We start from the raw sequence: 16586 nt of genomic DNA, 5'->3' as shown, positions 1-16586 counted from the left end.
CGAATCAAGGCAGCGCACCCGCTGCCTTTTTTATGCTGATCTTGATCCACCATCTCCTTTTTTTCCGTATTTTTAGTATGATGACTGTTTACACTTCAATGTGTTCAGCTCATGCGTTTTGATTTTTTTGATTTACAACTGCTTCTTCATATTGTGGCAACAGGTAGCCTAACCCAAGGTGCAGATCGTGCTGCCATTTCTTTACAAGCAGCCAGTGAACGGATAAAAAAACTAGAGCAATACTTTGAAACACCGTTATTTATTCGACACAATGCAGGTGTCGAACTGACCACGGCAGGTCATGCTTTGGTTGAGCATGCCAAAAAACTCAACGCACAAAAAAATAAACTTGAACAAGACATGCAACGCTTTCGTCAGAAAAGCTCAGAGTCTTTGATCCTGTGGTGTAACTCCTCTGCACAGAGTGAATACCTTCCAGCCTTACTGCCCCAATATTTGATGCATTATCCACATATTAATATTGACTTACACGAAGCGGAAAGCTCAGAAATTGTAGATGCACTCACCAAAGGAATCGCTCGATTAGGCTTGGTTTCAAGCTTTTTTGACACTCGTCATTTACATACTCAGGATTTTGCTAGCGATCCCTTAGTACTGATCTGCCCAGATTCGCATGTGCTGACCCAGCAGGCACAACTCAACTTAGTCGATGCCTTGGCGTATGACTTTATTGGTCTCATGCCACACCATTCACTACAACAGTCGATTGAGACTCAAGCCAAACTGTTAGGCTTCAACATCCACTACCGCTTGCGTTTACCAAATTTTGCCGCGATTGCGGAAGTGGTCGCAAAAGGGGTCGGTGTTGCGATTATGCCTGCACGTGCGGCTCAACGTTTACAAGGTATTTATCATTTTCAAGCGATTCAACTCTTGGGTGCATGGGCAAATCGCAAACTCCTCCTCGCCAGCCAAGACTTCGATCAACTCCCGCAAAGCTATCAAGACTTTTCACAATTCCTTTTAGTACATAAACCACAGGATTCGCACAGCATCTTAATGCGCGATCATATAGCTGCCCAATGCCAGCAAACCGATAAAAAATAACTGACGGAATTTTTGCTCGTTCAATTGGTAACGCACTTTTTTTCCGAACCACATGCCGATCAAAGCTGCGACCAATGCCACCGAAGACCATCGATAGTCTAAAGCCCCACCTGTAGTCGGGTGATAATGCAAAAAAATCGCCAAACAAATCGTGGAAACGGTAAAGGTCAGCCCTAAAGCCTGTACCAGCTCATCACGTTTTAAATGTAAAGACTGCAAATACGGCACGATGGGAATAATAATAACCCCTGTCGCGACGGTGACTGCACCGCCGATATAACCAATGAACGGAGAGAGCCAACGCTCATGCCCTGCCAGATCAGGTAGCTTTTTGGCACATAAACCATAGAGTCCATAAATTGCCAACATACTGCCCAATAAAATCTCACTGCTCTGTCCTTGACTCTGGTTCAGGGTGGGCAAAAAGCTCCAAATAGAGCCGAGGATGATGCCCAATAACAAAGACCAGAAACGACAGATAAATGACCAGACCTGACCTTCAGCAAAAAGCTGCCAAACATTGGTCACCATAGAGGGTACTATCAAAAGTGAGGCCGCCTGAAATGGACTCATTGCGATGGTCAACAATCCCATCGACACCGCAGGCAAACCTAAACCGATCATGCCTTTTATCATGCCAGCGAATGCAAATACTGCCATTACAATAATCAAAAAGGTCATGATCTATCTCCGTATTCATATAAGGCTATGCTACGGAAATCATTGCGACGGCGTATTCTTGTTTTTAGGAGCATGGCTCAATTAAAGATTGAGGCCAAATACTTAAGTGTAGCTCCTCCACGCTTAATTTTTCTCTGTTAGACGCTAAGCCTTCTAGCCTTCTAAACTGTCATTCTTATATTTTTCTTCCAACACATTACTGATAATACTTTCAATCATCCAAACACGGTATAAGCTATTAAACACGTAACTTTGCCCATCAATACGTAACTCTAAAACGGGAAAATCAGGTTGATGCTTCTGCTGACATAATTCATCATTTTGTTGTAATAAAGCCTCAATATCTTGTTCGGTAATGCGCTCAATTTCTAAACGCTTCTGCATCCGCTGGAAATGTGCTTTAAAAGAAAGGTCTTTACCACGTGTCCACACGCCTTCCAAAATCTGATGAATGCAATCGACCTGTTGTTCTTCTGCCACACTATAGAACAGCTTTGCCATTTCATAGCTGGCTTCTTTGGTTGGACGGCAAAACGGGGTGAATGCCACTTCCGTCCGTTTTGAAACACGGGTTGCCAGGCCCCAATCAAACCAATCTCGACCTTGATAGCTTAACGGGTAGACTTTGAGCTGAATATTATAATAATCAGCAAGTTCTGCTTTAATATAATCCAACAACAACCAACTCATCGGGTCTTCAAGCGCAATATAGAGATCTAACTCTGGATGTAAGGCTTGCACTTCTGCCAATGCTTCACCATCGTTGATCAAATGCTCACGCCACTCGATGTGATTAATCAGAAAAATAGGCGTTCCCGTCAATAATTTTTGTTGTTTTAAACGGCGCGTTAAACGCAATAAATCATCAACGGCTTGATACTTGCGTTCACTAAACTCGAAATAACTGGCTGAAACAGGAACATCCTGAAACATTCGTTCAGGAAAATCTTGTGGGGTTTGGTGTTGTTTCGCCATCGCATATAAGGTGCGTAATTTTCCATATTGCTGTTGCCATAACATATGGAAAACATCTTCCAGCAAATGTAAAAAATTTTGTTCTCGTAAAGGCGTATTTCTTAGAATGGTTTCAGCTTGTTGTAATGCTTCTGGACTTGGAATTTCTGGAGTTTCATCAAAGCCAAAACGGTGTTGTTTGGCTAAAATCTTGGCATCATTGAGACAGTATCGTTGCCAATCTTGTGCTGACATACCATTGGGCGGTTCAGCATCTTGTTTTGAAATAATGACTTTTAACGGTTTAAGCTCATCGCTCAAAATCTCATTAAGCTGAGCCAACTGTTGTACCGCAAGATAGCTATACACATCATCTAAACGTAGATAAATACTTAAACCCTGTTCCGTGGGTAATACCGCCTGACGAGAAGGTTTCTGATAAAACCAGCTCGATCGGATGGGATCAAACCAACGACGTAACAAAGACATGTCGATTGCCTCTTGATAGAAATCTCCCCCTAACCCCTCTTTAAAAAACAGGGGAACTACACGAGTTTAATACTTGAATATAATTCGTGGAAGTCCCCCTTTAAAAAAAGGGGGACTTAGGGGGATTTGAAATTTTACAAAACGCGTACTGCGCCTTTTGCTGCGCTGGTTGAATGCATCGCGTAAATCTTGAGTGCCTTAGACACTTTACGTTTACGTTCTTCTACTGGATGCCAACCTTTGGCTTCTTGAACCGTACGGCGATGTGCCATCGTTGCATCATCTACATCTAAATGGATGGTACGATTTGGGATATCAATTTCAATGGTATCACCATCTTCAACCAAACCAATTGCTCCGCCTTCCGCAGCCTCTGGAGAAACGTGACCAATCGATAAACCCGAAGAACCACCCGAGAAACGACCATCGGTAATCAAAGCACAGTCTTTACCTAAGCCTTTAGATTTCAAATAGCTGGTTGGATACAGCATTTCTTGCATACCCGGTCCACCACGTGGACCTTCGTAGCGAATCACCACGATATCGCCAGCCACAATTTTATGCTCTAAAATCGCTTCTACTGCAGAATCTTGGCTCTCAAAAACGCGCGCAGTGCCAGTAAATTTAAGGATCGAATCATCCACACCTGCTGTTTTCACGATACAGCCATCCAACGCGATGTTGCCGTAAAGTACAGCCAAACCACCATCTTTAGAGAAGGCATGCTCAGCATTACGAATCACGCCATTTTCACGATCACCGTCCAAAGTTGAATAATAACGGTTTTGTGAGAACGCCACTTGGGTTGGTATACCACCCGGAGATGAGCGATAGAACTCATATACATCGGCATCTTCAGTACGGATAATATCCCACTTGTCCAATGCATCTTTCAGCGTTGGTTCATGTACGGTTGGACATGATGTCTTTAACAAATTGGCACGATCAAGCTCACCTAAGATCGCCATGATGCCACCTGCACGGTGGACATCTTCCATGTGTACGTCTGATTTTGCAGGCGCAACTTTAGATAACACAGGCACTAGACGAGAAAGACGGTCGATATCATCCATGGTGAAATCGACTTCTGCTTCATGAGCAGCAGCCAACAAGTGTAATACCGTATTGGTTGAACCACCCATGGCAATATCTAGGGTCATGGCATTTTCAAATGCATCTTTGGTTGCAATCGAACGCGGTAAAATGCTGTCATCATTTTGTTCATAGTAGCGTTTTGCCAATTCGACTACCAAGCGCCCTGCTCTCAAGAACAATTTTTCACGATTTGCATGGGTAGCGACGATTGAACCATTGCCCGGTAAAGATAAACCCAAAGCTTCAGTTAAACAGTTCATCGAGTTCGCTGTAAACATGCCTGAACACGAACCGCAAGTTGGACAAGCTGAACGCTCAAACGCGGCAACTTCTTCATCGGTATAACTTTCATCTGCCGCAACCACCATCGCATCAACGAGGTCAATCGCTTTTTCATTGCCGCGGAATTTGACTTTACCCGCTTCCATCGGACCGCCAGACACGAAGATCACAGGAATATTCAAGCGCATTGCCGCCATGAGCATACCCGGTGTGATCTTGTCACAGTTCGAGATACACACCATTGCATCCGCACAATGGGCATTGACCATATATTCCACAGAATCGGCAATCAAATCACGTGATGGTAGCGAATACAGCATGCCATCATGACCCATCGCAATACCGTCATCGACTGCAATGGTATTAAATTCTTTTGCAACACCACCTGAAGCTTCAATTTCTCGCGCAACCAGTTGCCCTAAATCTTTAAGATGCACATGACCTGGAACAAATTGGGTAAATGAGTTGACCACCGCAATAATAGGTTTGCCAAAATCTTCATCTTTCATGCCCGTCGCACGCCATAAACCACGCGCGCCAGCCATATTTCTTCCATGTGTTGATGTTTTCGAACGATAATCAGGCATTTTGTATTCCCAACAAGTTTGTGCTCGAGACGAATAGGACATTCTCTCTGGCGAAATGATACTGAGCTAAGCCCATCATACTACAAGTTATCGTTTAACAGATGACCACTGAAGCTATCTTTTTTTGCTCAAAGGTAATTGATAGCATCTGATTAGGGGCTAGTGGCTTTTTCGCTTATAATTTGCAGTAAGTTTTTTTCGGAATGCATTTGTGAAAATCATATTTGCTGGTACGCCTGAATTCGCTGCAACGGCATTGGCGGCATTATTAAAATCATCACACCAGATTGTTGCAGTTTATACTCAACCTGACCGTAAAGCAGGTCGTGGGCAGAAGTTAACACCTTCCCCAGTCAAGCAACTTGCACTTGAACACGGTTTACCTGTTTATCAACCTTTGCATTTTAAAGCATCGACCGAAGAAGGCTTAGCGGCTCGACAAGAGCTTGCTGCACTTGGCGCAGATGTGATGGTGGTTGCGGCTTATGGTTTGATCTTACCTCAGGCGATTTTGGATACGCCGAAATACGGTTGTCTCAATATTCACGGTTCATTACTACCGCGCTGGCGTGGTGCTGCCCCGATTCAACGCGCCATTGCCACAGGTGATGCAGAAACTGGCATTACCATCATGCAGATGGCAGCAGGCTTAGACACTGGCGATATGATGTATAAAACCTATTGTCCGATCACAGCAGAAGACACCTCTGCCAGCCTGCACGATAAACTGGCGACTCAAGGTGCAGACGCGATTTGTACCGTGCTCGAATCAGAGCAAAGCCTACAAGACTTTATTGCCAAACGTGAAGTACAAGACGAAGCGCTGACCGTGTATGCACATAAGCTGGTCAAAGCAGAAGCGCGTATTGATTGGACGCAAAATGCCGTTCAAATTGATCGGAATATTCGCGCTTTCAATCCTTGGCCTGTGGCATTTATTCAACTCGATGAAAATAATGCGCTACGTGTTTGGGGTTCAACCCTTTCTCCACACAGCAAAGCAGACGCGCAAGTCGGTGAAATTGTTGCGATGGACAAACACGGTGTCCATGTGGCCTGTGGTGAAAACAGCGCAGTATGCTTAACCAGCCTGCAATGGCCCGGCGGTAAAGCACTCAATCCAGTGCAAATTGCACAAACCCAAAAATTGCACCTTGGACAAATTCTCCCATGAACCAATCGAATCAATCATCTGCAAAACATTTGAATCTGCGTGCACAAGTGGTCAAAACACTTTTGGCTGTTCAAAATGGGCAATCTTTGGCTTCCGTGTTGAATCAACATATCAATATCGTTTCTGAACGTGACCGTGGTTTATATCACGAACTTACTTTAGGTTGTTTACGCCAGTGGTATTCTTTAAAAGCAATTACCTTACCCTTGCTGACAAAACCATTAGACAATGAAGCACTGGAAAGTTGTTTATATCTTGGTTTGTATCAAATTTTATGTACTCGTATTCCTGTACATGCTGCGATTTCAGAAACTGTAAATGCTGCTAAGCAACTCGGTTTCGAGCCAATGAGTGGTTTGGTCAATGCTATTCTGCGTCGTGTTTCACGTGAAACAGATGAATTTCAAACAGCGTTGAATAATACGCATGGTTTACCAAGTTGGTTATTCAAACGACTTAAAAAAGATTGGCCTGATCAATTTGATGAAATCTGTCAAAATTTAAAACAAGTCGCACCTCTGACCCTGCGCGTCAATGAACGCCAAGTCAGTCGTGACGAATATTTAGAAATTTTGGATGAAGAACAAATTGATGCTCGTCCTTGCATGCTTTCAAATGTTGGTATTGTTTTGGAACAAACGGGCAACATTACCCATCTACCAGGTTTCGAAGAAGGCGGTTTTTCTGTTCAAGATGAACATGCACAATTATGCGCGACCCTTTTACCGAATTTAGATGATAAAGTCGTTGTCGATGCCTGCGCTGCACCCGGTGGTAAAACAGCACATATTCTTGAGCGCTATAATCCTAAAAAACTGATTGCGCTTGACCATGATGCAAAACGTTTATTACGTTTGTCTGAAAATATAGAACGTCTTGCCTTAGATCAAACCGAGGTTGAGATTGTTACAGCAGATGCAACCACTTGGCAGGCGCCGGAAGCCGTCGACTGTATCGTGCTCGATGCACCGTGTTCCGCAACAGGTGTAATTCGTCGCCATCCAGATATCCGCTTGTTGAGACAATCGACCGACATCGCGCAAACTGTTGCATTGCAACAGCAAATTTTGCAACAGATGTGGCAACAACTCAAAGTGGGTGGCACGCTGTTATACATTACCTGCTCGATTCTAAAAGTTGAAAATGAACAGCAAATGGCAACTTTCTTTGCTGAACATAGCAATGCTGAAGAAATCAAAATCGAAGCAGACTGGGGTATTGAACAGGCCTATGGTCGTCAGTTATTACCTTACCTACATTCAGGTGATGGCTTCTATTATTGTTGTATCCAGAAGATCGCCTAACATAAACAAGAAAGCCATACATCAATGTATGGCTTTCTTTCTTCTGATCAACGTATTGTTATACGCTATCATCTTTTTGTTCGGGATGACGCATCAAATGTATAATTGAAAGCACCAATCCGCCCCACAACAACCCAATTGCAATGATCATCATGATTAAAGCTGAAGTATTCATCGTCATCTCCTAGCGATTCTTTAAGCTGCTCATAAACAATGCGCCGATCGCACAGAATAAAATACAGCCCCAACCAAACCAAAGCTGTAAGCTCATTGCATAATCGCCATAGCCTTTTTGCAACAATGCACTTAATGCAAGCCCAAGGGTAGAAATCAAAACAACTGGGGTAATGATGGTTAAGGTGAATTCCCAAACCCCACCCAATTGGATGGTAGATACACGATTGACATGCTGCTCTAGATCTTTCATCAGTGAACGCTTGAACCATGACACCATAATGATCGAAACCAAAGCACCTGAGACAATGCCTAGATTATTAATAAAGTGATCAATAATATCGACCAGTTTAATCGCGTTGGCACTTGAGAATAAGAAAATAGAAACTGCGCCAGTACCACCACCAATAATGGCCACGGCTTTAGCACGACTCCATTTTAACTTGTCCTGCATCGCTGAGATCGGTACTTGTAAAATACTGACCATCGATGAAACACCAGCCACAAAGAGCGAGCTAAAGAATAAGATCCCGAACAACTCTGCGCCTGCACCTAAGCTTGAAATAATCTTAGGGAACGCAATAAATGCCAAGCCAATACCGCCGCTCACCACGTCTTGTACGCTGGTACCCGCTGCATGTGCCATGAAGCCAAGAGCCGCGAAAACACCAATACCTGCCAAGATCTCAAACGAAGAGTTAGCAAAACCAATCACCAAACCTGAACCCGTCAAATTGGTTTTTGGTTTTAGGTAAGAGGCATAAGTCACCATGATCCCGAATCCAATCGAAAGCGAGAAGAAGATATGACCATAAGCCGCTAACCAGACTTTATAGTTCTTCATGGCTTCCCAGTTTGGGGTAAAGAAGGCATTTAGACCATCTACAGCGCCCGGTAAACGCAAAGCTTGAATCACCAAAATACCAAACAGTACCAATAAGATCGGCATGAAAATACGGTTCGCAAGCTCAACGCCTTTACGAACACCACCATACAAAATAAACAGTACTAAGGCCCAAACACCGATTAATGGCCAAAACAAATGACCAATAAACGTCAGATCAAATGTGGCGGCTTGAGAAGTCGCCAAGAATTTGTTAAAGAAGAAATTTTCTGGGTCTGTACCCCAGCTTTGACCGAAGGAGAAATAAATATAACTTCCTGCCCAAGTCAGTACACTGGCGTAATAAAGCGCAATCACAATACAAACACATGCTTGCCACCATCCCAAAGACTCAGCGCGTTTGGTGAGTTGTTGGTATGCTTTAGGCGGCGCACCATTGCTGCGATGCCCAACTGCGTAATCTAAAAATAAGAGGGGTAATCCTGCCGTCAATAAAGCTACTAAATAAGGAATTAAAAACGCACCGCCACCGTTTTCATAAGCGACGTATGGGAAGCGCCAAATATTACCTAATCCAATCGCCGAACCAATTGCGGCGATGATAAAACCTGATCGTGCCGACCAGTGCTCACGAGTTTCTGTCATAAAATAACCTATTCCTAAGGCAACTTTCGATGCTGCTGTTCTCTGGTTGTTATACTGCTAGCAAGAAAAGTACCAATGCAAATCCTATTATTGGTTGAATCAGAAAAAACCTTTTGAGTTTTCATTTCTTATATTCAAACCAGCAAAAATTAGAAAACTCTTCCTTAAAAAATTTTGACTATTTTTTGCCTGTTGATGATTGAACAATACCCTTTTTTATTTATTTTTACTGTAATTTATGCAAAAAAAAATAACCGTTCATCGCCAATTCAGACACGATTGATTATTTTTCAACTCAATTTTCCGACCTCGTTTAAATTTATCATTTGATTTAAAAACATGATCAGCATAATTACTTTTTATGCATTTAATTTTTGATTCGATAATGTCCCGTGATTTTATATTTAAATAAAATATCAGACTCCTCTGTGCCCTGACCAATATTATGCAAAATCAGCGGGGTTTTCTGAAAAAAACTGTTCTTATCCGAGACGATGCCAATATGCACCAGCCCCTGCCCTAAATCCCACGTCACAATATCCCCAGCACGATAGTTTTGATCACGCACCTGATAACCTTTTCGCTGGAAATAAGTGGCAATATTTGGAACTCGGCGATGATCAATATTTTTATCGGGCGCTTTAAGCCCCCATTTATTTGGATACAGCTTAAAGTGCTGGCGCATATCCTCATGCATCCGTTGCTGTAAATCGATGCCTTGACGACGTAATGCTCGAACCACCACATCCGTACAGACACCTTTCACCATCGGTACATCCCCCATCGGATAGTCTAAGCGCGTATATGCAGGATCATAAAATCGGGTGACGCCAATTTGTTTTCGCGCATCGCTCACCAACTGCTGCGAAGAAAATGCCCATGCTGACAGCGTCCACAACATGCACAAGCATAATAGGACTAGCTTATAAAATTTAGACATACGCTTCCAACAGTAGATCAATACGCCACCCACCGCTAATTAGGCTTGAGTTTCCTTAATCACCAATAACCGTTCTTCCTGCATATCACGAATCGCAGAATGAATCCCCTCTCGACCTAAACCAGAATCCTTCACACCACCATACGGCATATTGTCGACACGGAAAGTGGGCACATCATTGATGATCACACCACCCACATGCAAATGATCCCATGCATACAGCATTTTATTGAGACTCTGCGTATAGACACCTGCTTGTAAACCAAAACGGCTTTGATTAATGGTGGCAATGCCTTGTTCAAAATCTTTATATTTCTCTAGTATTGCGACAGGACCAAAGGCTTCATCCTTATAAATTTCAAGTTTAGCATCGACATTTTCCAACAAAGTTGGTTCGAGTAACACGCCTTGTAGATTGCCACCGATCAGTACTTTCGCTCCTTTCTTCTCAGCCTTATCAATCCACTTTTTCAAACGAACAGCTTCCGCAGCTTTAATCATAGGACCAACCAATGTCGTACTTAATGCTGGATCATCAGCTTTGATCTTTTTCAGCTTTGCCAACAGTTTCTTTTTCACGTCAGCATAAAGATCGGCATGAATTAAAATACGTTGCACACTAATACAGACCTGCCCAGCATGGCTATATGCAGCACCAATCAAACGATCAATCAGTGCATCGTCAACCACCGCATCTGCTTCAATCATCACCGCTGCATTTCCACCCAGCTCTAAAGTCACTTTTTTACGGCCTGCACGTGCTTTCATATCCCAACCCACTTGGTCAGAACCCGTAAAGCTGAGTAATTTAAAGCGATCATCAGTGACCAAAATATCAGCGGCTTGACGATCACAAGGCAACACCGACCACGAACCTTTCGGCAAATCCGTTTCCGCCAAAACCTCAGCAATTTTTAATGCACTAATCGGAGTTAGACTCGCAGGTTTTAAAACAAAAGGACAACCCGCGGCTATCGCAGGGGCGATCTTATGCGCCACCAAATTTAATGGAAAATTGAAGGGACTAATCAATGAAACAGCCCCAATCGGCACCTGTTTCATCATGCCGCGATAACGCGCTGCGGCTGGCGTGACCGCTAAAGGTAATACTCGACCATCATCAAGTTGCGTCACTGCATCCGCAGCCAATTGAAAAGTATTAATTAAACGTTCAACTTCGGCACTGGCCGCGCCACGGGGCTTGCCGCCTTCTGCGATTAAAATTTCGGTCAGCTCGTCACGTAACTCATTAAAGCGTTTTACACAGTGCAATAAGATTTGCTGTTTTTGGAAGGGTTTTAATGCTGCCATTTCGGCTTCTGCTTTGACCGATGCGGCAATCGCCTTTTCTAAAACCTTAGCATCAGCCAACGCCACTCGCGCAAATGTCGTGCCTTGATATTTATTCTGTACGTCTAACCATTGACCTGTTGTGATTGCCTTGCCTGCCACATACAGTGGGTAATCCACAACACTTTGTGTATCTGACATTATTTATTCTCTTTGCAAAAATTTAAAATTAGACTACTGCATATTTGAATTGTTCACTATATGATGCGCCCAATCGGTGATGAATTTACAACAATTCATTACTGTTTCTCGTATTTATTGGAACAATACAATGAAAATATTAAAAATATCAATGCTCGCTTTAGGGACGAGCCTGTGTGGTTTGGCACAAGCAGACGTAATTGGTGTCAAAGGCGATCTCAGCTATTGGAACTACAACGGTAAAGCCAATATGGCTGCGCAAACATCTGCACCAGATCAAGACTTAGACCGCAAAGGTTCAGCACAACTGTCATTGGCTTTTGAACACCCAATTCCGTTACTGCCAAATGCCAAAATTCGCCATGTGAATTTAAAGACACAAACAGAAAATGAGGTTTTCGGGCAACCTATATATGACCTAGACATCGCTCATACCGATTTTATTTTATATTATGAAATCTTAGACAATATCGTCGATGCGGATGTGGGGTTTGGTGCAACCACTTTAAATGGTGATGTCACAACACTTCTAGCAGACCCAACGAGTAGCCTTTATAAAATGGGGAAAGTCGATATCAATAAAACGGTTCCTGTAATTTATGGGTCAGCAGGTGTCAAACTGCCATTCACAGGTTTAAGTGCCAAAGCTGAGTTGTTATATAGCAACTTCAACGACACCAAAATCACCGATGCCCAAGCAGAGTTACAATACAACTTTATTGATAACTTACTGGTGGATGTCGGTTTAAAAGCAGGCTATCGCATCTTAAATATCAAGCTAGATGACTACGAAAAAAATGATCTCAAATTTGATTTCAAAGGACCTTATTTGGGTATCGACATCCACTTCTAAACAGGCGATTTAAGCCGTAAAAAAAGCCCTGAAATCTTCAGGGCTTTGTTCTTTATAACTGAATGGGAAAGAACAGAATCAATAACGTGACCGTGACACAGCCAATAAAAATATTCATGGGTAAGCCGATTTTAATAAAATCACTAAAGCGATAATTTCCTGGTCCTAATACCATTAAATTGGTCTGATAACCCAGCGGCGTCGCAAAACTTGCGGAAGCCGCCATCATGATCGCAAAGACAAACGGAATCGGATTTAAATTCGCTTGAGCCGTAATCTCCAATACAATCGGCAAGGTCAGCAACGCTGCTGCATTGTTGGTAATCACTTCAGTCAATAATGAAACAAAGAAATAAGTCAAAATCAGCAATAAGATCGCTTCACCCGCACTAAAATGCACGATGAATTGCGCCAGCATTTCAGCTACACCTGTCTTTTCCAAAGCAGCACCCAGAGCAAAAGAAGCCGCAATGGTTAGGATGACCGTTAAATCTAAGCTCTTTTCAGCCTGCTTCACGGTCAGACAACGAAAAATCAACATTGCACCCGCAGCCAACAATGCGGCATTAAGCATGCTAATCACATTAAAGCCAGCAGCAATCACCGCAGCGAGTAAAATGCCCCATGACAATAATGCTTTATCATGTTGCAGTGGTTCATGATCCAGCTCATTGACCAATAAAAAATCTTTATTATATTTTTGTCGAGACACAAAAGCAGGACGTGCTTCCAATAACAAGGTATCGCCCGCCTGTAATTTAATATTCCCCAAACCACCTTTTAAACGTTCCCCATTGCGTGCCACAGCCAATACGACTGCACCATAACGATTACGAAATTTGGCATCACGAATGGCACTACCAATCGCTTCACAATGCGGTGACACAACTGCCTCAACTAAACGACGGCCTGCATGTGTTTCTTCTAAAGAGGACTTTTCGTCAATGCTGTCAGGTGCAACCAATCCATTGATGTTTAAAAGTTCGGTAATCGCTTCGGTATCACCTGCAAAAACCAGACGATCATCTCCAAATAAAATTTCATCAGAAGACACGGCTGATAAAACGGTTTGCTGACGCTCAATTTCAACCAAATAAACACGCTTTAAGCTTCTTAGCCCTGCCGCTGCAACCGACTGACCGACCAGTGGACCATTCGGACTCACCACCACTTCTAAGGTAAATTCGCGTAGATTGGAAAAGACATTCTGCTCTTGATGATTGGGCAATAATTTTGGTGCAAGCCAATACATCGCAAACATACCAATGATCGCAACAGGTAGACCAATAATCGTAATATCAAATAAGCCAAAACCAGCTTCGCCCGTTAATGCTTGATACTGCCCATTGACCACCAAATTGGTACTGGTACCAATTAAAGTAATCGTTCCACCCAGAATAGCGGTATAACTGAGGGGAATCATTAATTTAGATGGTGCAATCCCGATTTTCTTCGACCAGCTATTCAATGCTGGAATCATGGTTGCAACCACAGGGGTATTATTTAAAAAGGCACTAAGTGGTGCGATCGGTAAGAAAATTCTAAGTAGCGCCATGCGTTCAGTTTTGGGTGTGCCCAGTAACTTATTCACAAACAGGTCAATACCACCAGAATTAGAAATACCAGCAGCAACCACAAACATTGCTGCAACGGTAATCAGACCAGAGTTACTAAAGCCAGCCAAAGCCTCTTGGGCAGTCAATATGCCCAACACACTTAATACAGTCAAAATCGCTAACATCACGATATGTGGAGCAATTCTTGAAAAAATCAGCGTGAGCAGCCCTGTTAACGTTAAGGCTAATGACAACCATCCTTCCCAACCCATGAGACAGTCTTTCCACAAGTATATAATTTTCCGAATTTTATATAGTAAAACTTGATATACAAATGCGATTTAAAGCTAACCTTAGCTAAAATAATGATAAGAACCTGCCTCTATATCCATTTATATGGTAAAAATCACACGATCTAAGCGTTGAGGTCAATGTAAGCCTGAACGTACAGTGATCGGGGTCATTGACGAATATACAGTGCCCCGTATTCACTTTAATATATAAATCATACAGAGACAGGAAGTCTCCTTCAGAATAACAAGACCCACAGGAAGTGGTTGTTTATAGGAAGTAAGCAACAATAAACTAAATACGAAAAAAGCCCCATCAGGACGATGGGGCTTTTTTTATCTATCATTTTTATAGGCAATTTAAAGACTTTTTAAATACTCAATCACATCGGCATGCTCCGCCATTTCTGCAAGCTGTAGCGCAGTATATTCGCCTTTATAAGCAACGTTTGCACCTTTACTCACTAACAGCTTCACCACTGCTAAATGATCGTTCTCAGCTGCTGCCTGTAACGCACTATAGCCTTCATCATCGATCTGGTTTGGATCAATGCCAGCTTCTAATAATTGTGTAACTTGTTCAGCATCACCAAGTGAAGCCCAATATACAAGCTCAGGAAGATTGAGTTCTTCATCGTCTTCTGGAAGCGGAGAGAAAGAGTTGAGTTTCATAGGTCTAACCATCTTGAATATAAATCTGACGAATTAAATAAGGCAAAAAGACCTTATCTATCAAGTGTAGAAATCTCTACATCTAAAATATTTCGATAAACAGCTCAGTGTACTTAATACCAATATTATGCTTGTAGCTCATTCAAAGCATCTATAATTACATGAACAATTTCATATGGTGTGATAGCTACACCACAAAAGCTATTGTAATTATTTAGATCGATTTTCGAGGAAAAGCTATATGTCAAATACAGCATGCCATTCATAGGCAATAGAAAACATATAACATTATCTGTGGTTGGCCCCCAAGAAAAAATCCTGTGGCACTGATAAAGATCATCATTTTCCAAATTGTAATGAGGAGAATCTATATCTCTAGTACTGAGTAAAAAATTATGTGCCTCTTCCAATGACATCCATTCAAAATAATTTATATATTTATAATAATCAATTTTTCTACGAATATCGCTTGCACTAAGCGCTATACTATTTATAAATTGAGGTAAATAAACAATATTATCCTCAGAACAAATATTCTTGCCTCCAATAAAAATATTCACAAGCCTCATTGGGGAGTCAATCTTTTCGCCAATCTCGAAACAAAATGTGGTTTTATCTCCAAAAACTTTCATTCTATTCATCAGTACAAAGCGATAACGTATTATTTTTTGTTTCAGGAGCAACGCTGGTTGAAATTTTACCACTCAGTGTCGCAAATGCAGCGTCCCCTCTCGAACCTGTAGGATAACGAGTCACCATTAATATCTTTGCAGCCTGAAATAGTTGTTCTTCCATTTTATCTCCAACGCACTTCGAGATTGTTATTGTTGATATCTCATAATCGTTGTTTCGACTACATGATAATTGGCTTGATGTAATATTTCAAAACCGTACTTTTGATAGAGTACAACATTGTAATTTTCACACTGTAAATAGAGTGTCTTTACACCTAATTTTCTAGCTTTTTCTTTTATTTCGGAAATCATTTGACCTGCGATGCCTTGCCCTCGCCATAACGGATCAACAAAAATCCCACCGATCCAATGCTCATATTCTGGATAACTTTTATTCTCACGAAGTTTAAGTTCCAAAACCCCAATCAGTTCTTCCTCATGATGGACTACGATTGCTAAGGGGATAACATCACGATTGGCTGCTTTTTCCAGCACCTTTTGGTACATCATTTCTTCAGTCATCTGTGGTGCAATAGAAGCCCATTCGTCATAGTACCACTTTGCTATTTTTTCAACTGCCTCAGGGTGATCTATAAGTAATGAAATCTTCATCATTTTAATTTTTAAATTGATTCAACTCAGTTTAATCTATTTCCTTCCAAATTATTTCTCCCACGCAATAAAAAACACCCCAACCATTTCTGATTGGGGTGTTTAGATTTAAAAGCTGGCGATGACTTACTCTCACATGGCAAGTGCCACACTACCATCAGCGCGAAGAGGTTTCACTTCTGAGTTCGGGAAGGGATCAGG

16 protein-coding genes and 1 rRNA gene are annotated in these 16586 nt (G+C 42.2%); 4 read left to right on the top strand and 13 right to left on the bottom strand.

The genetic code is table 11. From position 1 onward, the window contains the following. Nucleotides 1-111 precede the first annotated feature (111 nt). Complete coding sequence (locus tag MMO38_RS10200; RefSeq protein WP_241323461.1) at nucleotides 112-1068, top strand: LysR family transcriptional regulator; 957 nt, start codon at nucleotides 112-114, stop codon at nucleotides 1066-1068. Here MMO38_RS10200 and MMO38_RS10195 read toward each other — a convergent pair. The 3 genes from MMO38_RS10195 to ilvD form a co-directional block, all read right to left on the bottom strand. Further along, complete coding sequence (locus MMO38_RS10195; protein ID WP_241323460.1) at nucleotides 1018-1749, bottom strand: sulfite exporter TauE/SafE family protein; 732 nt, start codon at nucleotides 1747-1749, stop codon at nucleotides 1018-1020. The genes MMO38_RS10200 and MMO38_RS10195 overlap by 51 nt on opposite strands. Before the next feature lie 153 nt (nucleotides 1750-1902). Further along, complete coding sequence (locus tag MMO38_RS10190) at nucleotides 1903-3192, bottom strand: hypothetical protein (protein WP_130160672.1); 1290 nt, start codon at nucleotides 3190-3192, stop codon at nucleotides 1903-1905. A gap of 134 nt (nucleotides 3193-3326) precedes the next feature. Beyond that, the gene (gene ilvD, locus MMO38_RS10185; protein ID WP_004637289.1) at nucleotides 3327-5156 is read right to left on the bottom strand and encodes a dihydroxy-acid dehydratase; all 1830 of its coding nucleotides are present in this window, start codon (nucleotides 5154-5156) and stop codon (nucleotides 3327-3329) included. 211 nt (nucleotides 5157-5367) lie between these two features. Here ilvD and fmt point away from each other — a divergent pair, with 211 nt between their 5' ends. Both fmt and rsmB read left to right on the top strand, forming a co-directional pair. Continuing rightward, on the top strand, nucleotides 5368-6330 hold the full coding sequence (gene fmt, locus MMO38_RS10180; RefSeq protein ID WP_241323459.1) for a methionyl-tRNA formyltransferase: 963 nt from the start codon (nucleotides 5368-5370) through the stop codon (nucleotides 6328-6330). Next, a complete protein-coding gene (gene rsmB / locus MMO38_RS10175; RefSeq protein WP_241323458.1) occupies nucleotides 6327-7634 on the top strand; it encodes a 16S rRNA (cytosine(967)-C(5))-methyltransferase RsmB in 1308 nt (435 codons plus the stop codon). The genes fmt and rsmB overlap by 4 nt, the downstream gene beginning before the upstream one ends. A 58-nt stretch (nucleotides 7635-7692) precedes the next feature. Here rsmB and MMO38_RS10170 read toward each other — a convergent pair whose 3' ends face one another. From MMO38_RS10170 to MMO38_RS10155, 4 genes are all read right to left on the bottom strand, one after another. Continuing rightward, nucleotides 7693-7809, bottom strand: coding sequence for a methionine/alanine import family NSS transporter small subunit (locus MMO38_RS10170; protein ID WP_004673659.1), 117 nt, complete (start codon nucleotides 7807-7809; stop codon nucleotides 7693-7695). A 9-nt stretch (nucleotides 7810-7818) separates the two neighbouring features. Beyond that, nucleotides 7819-9297: a sodium-dependent transporter gene (locus tag MMO38_RS10165; RefSeq protein ID WP_241323457.1), complete on the bottom strand. Its 1479-nt coding sequence runs from the start codon at nucleotides 9295-9297 to the stop codon at nucleotides 7819-7821. A 367-nt stretch (nucleotides 9298-9664) separates the two neighbouring features. After that, nucleotides 9665-10237 carry a DUF1287 domain-containing protein gene (locus tag MMO38_RS10160; protein WP_241323456.1) on the bottom strand — a complete coding sequence of 191 codons (573 nt, stop codon included), beginning with the start codon at nucleotides 10235-10237 and terminating at the stop codon, nucleotides 9665-9667. Between the two features lie 39 nt (nucleotides 10238-10276). Next, on the bottom strand, nucleotides 10277-11728 hold the full coding sequence (locus tag MMO38_RS10155; protein ID WP_241323455.1) for an aldehyde dehydrogenase family protein: 1452 nt from the start codon (nucleotides 11726-11728) through the stop codon (nucleotides 10277-10279). 130 nt (nucleotides 11729-11858) lie between these two features. Here MMO38_RS10155 and MMO38_RS10150 point away from each other — a divergent pair, with 130 nt between their 5' ends. Further along, nucleotides 11859-12581, top strand: a complete 723-nt coding sequence (locus MMO38_RS10150) for a TIGR04219 family outer membrane beta-barrel protein (protein WP_121929140.1) — start codon at nucleotides 11859-11861, stop codon at nucleotides 12579-12581. Nucleotides 12582-12633: 52 nt separating this feature from the next. Here the strand turns inward: MMO38_RS10150 and MMO38_RS10145 are convergent, their stop codons facing one another. From MMO38_RS10145 to rrf, 6 genes are all read right to left on the bottom strand, one after another. Continuing rightward, the gene (locus tag MMO38_RS10145; RefSeq protein ID WP_004673670.1) at nucleotides 12634-14409 is read right to left on the bottom strand and encodes an SLC13 family permease; all 1776 of its coding nucleotides are present in this window, start codon (nucleotides 14407-14409) and stop codon (nucleotides 12634-12636) included. Between the two features lie 378 nt (nucleotides 14410-14787). Further along, nucleotides 14788-15099, bottom strand: coding sequence for an ankyrin repeat domain-containing protein (locus tag MMO38_RS10140; protein WP_121929118.1), 312 nt, complete (start codon nucleotides 15097-15099; stop codon nucleotides 14788-14790). Nucleotides 15100-15224: 125 nt separating this feature from the next. Further along, nucleotides 15225-15731, bottom strand: a complete 507-nt coding sequence (locus tag MMO38_RS10135; RefSeq protein ID WP_241323454.1) for a hypothetical protein — start codon at nucleotides 15729-15731, stop codon at nucleotides 15225-15227. Nucleotide 15732: 1 nt separating this feature from the next. After that, a complete protein-coding gene (locus tag MMO38_RS10130) occupies nucleotides 15733-15894 on the bottom strand; it encodes a hypothetical protein (protein WP_241323453.1) in 162 nt (53 codons plus the stop codon). A 26-nt stretch (nucleotides 15895-15920) separates the two neighbouring features. Then, nucleotides 15921-16385 carry a GNAT family N-acetyltransferase gene (locus MMO38_RS10125; protein ID WP_241323525.1) on the bottom strand — a complete coding sequence of 155 codons (465 nt, stop codon included), beginning with the start codon at nucleotides 16383-16385 and terminating at the stop codon, nucleotides 15921-15923. A gap of 113 nt (nucleotides 16386-16498) precedes the next feature. Continuing rightward, a 5S ribosomal RNA gene (rrf, locus tag MMO38_RS10120) occupies nucleotides 16499-16586 on the bottom strand; the annotation flags it as partial.

Source organism: Acinetobacter sp. NIPH 1852, assembly GCF_022549455.1.
Taxonomy (GTDB): Bacteria; Pseudomonadota; Gammaproteobacteria; order Pseudomonadales; family Moraxellaceae; genus Acinetobacter.
This window is presented reverse-complemented; position numbering and strand designations above follow the sequence as displayed.